Origin of the sequence: Streptomyces alkaliphilus, assembly GCF_014141535.1 — a bacterium.
GTDB lineage: Bacteria > Actinomycetota > Actinomycetes > Streptomycetales > Streptomycetaceae > Streptomyces > Streptomyces alkaliphilus.
The window spans coordinates 1-2,375 of record NZ_VKHT01000801.1 but is presented as its reverse complement, the minus strand read 5'-3'; the positions used below and the strand labels follow the sequence as shown (position 1 = coordinate 2,375).

The 2,375-nt window shown below is 75.7% G+C and carries 3 protein-coding genes; 1 reads left to right on the top strand and 2 read right to left on the bottom strand.

What is annotated here, in order from left to right:
• Positions 1-266 precede the first annotated feature (266 nt).
• Entirely contained in the window at positions 267-890 is a 624-nt protein-coding gene (locus FNQ90_RS19915; RefSeq protein ID WP_323380088.1) for an AAA family ATPase, read from the top strand.
• On the opposite strand, the gene FNQ90_RS19910 is transcribed toward FNQ90_RS19915, so the two are convergent.
• Complete coding sequence (locus FNQ90_RS19910) at positions 877-1,296, bottom strand: PPOX class F420-dependent oxidoreductase (RefSeq protein ID WP_182607617.1); 420 nt, start codon at positions 1,294-1,296, stop codon at positions 877-879. The genes FNQ90_RS19915 and FNQ90_RS19910 overlap by 14 nt on opposite strands.
• Positions 1,297-1,509: 213 nt before the next feature.
• The coding region (locus tag FNQ90_RS19905; RefSeq protein WP_323380087.1) for a LacI family DNA-binding transcriptional regulator at positions 1,510-2,375 on the bottom strand (866 nt) is incomplete at its 5' end.

Genomic DNA, 2,375 nt, shown 5'->3' with positions numbered 1-2,375 from the left:
CCACCGGGATCGAGGGGCCGGGGGCGGTACCGATCGACCCGCCGGAACGGGTGCGAGGGAGGAGATCGGAGTGGCCGAATCCCGCATTCCGGCAGTGGACTCGGAGAGGCCGGCGGCATCATGCCCCCATGAAGAGCGACAACGGGCCGCGGCCCGTCGGTGGGAGCGGTACCCCGACCGCGCGGCCGGCCCGGGGGCGGGTGGTGGACGTCCGCCGCCCGTCCCGCGAGGGGTTTCCTCCGCTGGGAGCGGGACGGGGGGACCGGGTGGTGGTCTCGGGGTTGCCCGGCGGTGGGAAGTCCACCCTCATCCGGCGGATGGTGACCGAGGCGGGTTCGCGCTGGGGCGATCCGGTGGTGATCGACTCCGAGGACGTGCGGCTTCGCTGGGAGGCCCGACTACCCGATGGGCTGCCCTGGTCCCTCTACCGCCCCGTGGCCCGACTGGAGCACTTCCTGCGGCTGGAACTCGCCCTCCGATCGGGGAGCGGCGTACTGGTGCACGACTGCGGACGTCACCCGTGGGTGCGCCGGCGACTGGCCCGGGAAGCCCGCCGGCGGGGACGGGGCTTCCTGTTGTTGGTGTTGGACGTGCCGGCGCGGCAAGCCCTGGACGGGCAGGCGCGTCGTGGCCGGGTGGTCACCGGGCGGGTCTTCGCACGGCACCTGCGCTCCCTGGCCCGGTTGGTGGCCGAACTGGAGGAGGGGCGGACACCGCCCGGGTGCCGCACGGCGCTCCTGTTCACCCGCGAGCAGGTGGGATGGCTGACGGCGCCGCTCCTCCCCGCCCCGATTCCCTCGCCATCCCGCCCGACGGACGTGACGCCCCCGGGAGTGCCGGGGGCACGGGGGTCGTCGGACGGGACGCCCGTACCGGTCACCCCGGCGTGACGTCCGAGGGGACCGGGACGATCCGGATGCCGACGGTCCCGGCGCGGCCCCGGCGCAGCCGACTGCCCCACAGTGCCAGCCGGCCTGTCAGGCCGTAGCGGCGGGCGATGAGCCGCCGGCTGTGCTCGCTGCCCGCGCCGTCCAGCAGTTCGGCCCGACCGGGCACCTCGGGGCCGGTGGGACGGCCACGCACGTCGCAGGGGGCGAGCAGGACATCGGACCGGTTGCGCAGCCGCTTGACCTTGCCGGAGTCGGCGACGGTCCACACGAACAGGGCGTCGTCGTCGGCGACCACCCACACCGGCGTGGGGACCGCCCGGCCGTTCCGGCGGAAAGTGGTGACCAGCAGGTACTTCCCCGCTCCGAGGCGGGCGATCTCTTCGCGTGGATCACGACTGTCGCTCATGGGCCCACCGTACGCGCCCGGGGACGGGGAGCGGTGTCCGGCTTCCACGGGGTGGGTTGACACCCGGTCTCGGGGCGGGCCCGTCGATCCGGCCACCGGTGCGGCCCGTTGGCCCCCGCGCGCCGGGCCGGGCCACCGGCGGGGTGTCGGGGCGCGGCGGGGCTTCGGCCGAGGAACCCCCCGGACCCGGCGGGTCGGTGCGGCGCCCCGGACTCAGTGCCCCGGCGCCGGTCCGGTGCTGCCCCGACGCACCCATCGGGCCGCCGGGGACTCGCGGGGCGTCACCGGCCGTCCCCCGACCAACTCCAGGAGGGTGTCGGCGACCAGGCCCCCGAACCGGTGGACGTCCACGCTCATGGTGGTGAGCGGCGGGGAGGCCAACCGGCACATCGGGGAGTCGTCCCAGGCCAGCAGGGAGAGCCGCTCGGGGACGGGAACACCGGCCGCCCCGGCGGCTTCCAGGCCGGCCACCGCCATGACGTCGTTGTCGTACATGATCGCGGTGGGCGGCTCCGGCGCGGAGAGCAGACGGGCGGTGAGCCGGGCACCGGCCTCGTCCGAATAGTCCCCCTCGACCACGATGGGCTCGATCCCCGCCTCCCGGCACCCCTGGCGCAGAGCACGGGTGCGGGCGACGGTGTGCAGCAGGTCGGCCGGGCCCCCGACCCGGGCGATGCGTCGGTGGCCCAGCTCCAGAAGGCGGGCGAGGGCGTCCCGAACGGGGCCCGACTCGTCGGTGCGCACGGCCGGGAGGGCGGTGGCGCTGTCGGGGTTGCCCACCACGACGGCGGGCAGGCCCAGTTCGCTCAGCACCTCCGGGCGTCGGTCCCCGACGGTGGGGTTGACCAGCGCCACGGCGTCCACCAGCCCCCGGGCCGCCCAGCGGTGGTAGGCGGCGATCTCCGCCTCGTGGTGGGGGACGACGTGCAGCAGAACCGACAGGTCGTGTTCCGCCAGGCGTTCCTCGATACCCGCGATGAACTCCATGAAGAAGGGTTCGACGCCCAGCAGGCGGGCCGGGCGGGCCAGCACCAGGCCGACCGCGCCCGGCGAGGGGCGGGGAGCCGGCGGGAGGAGGG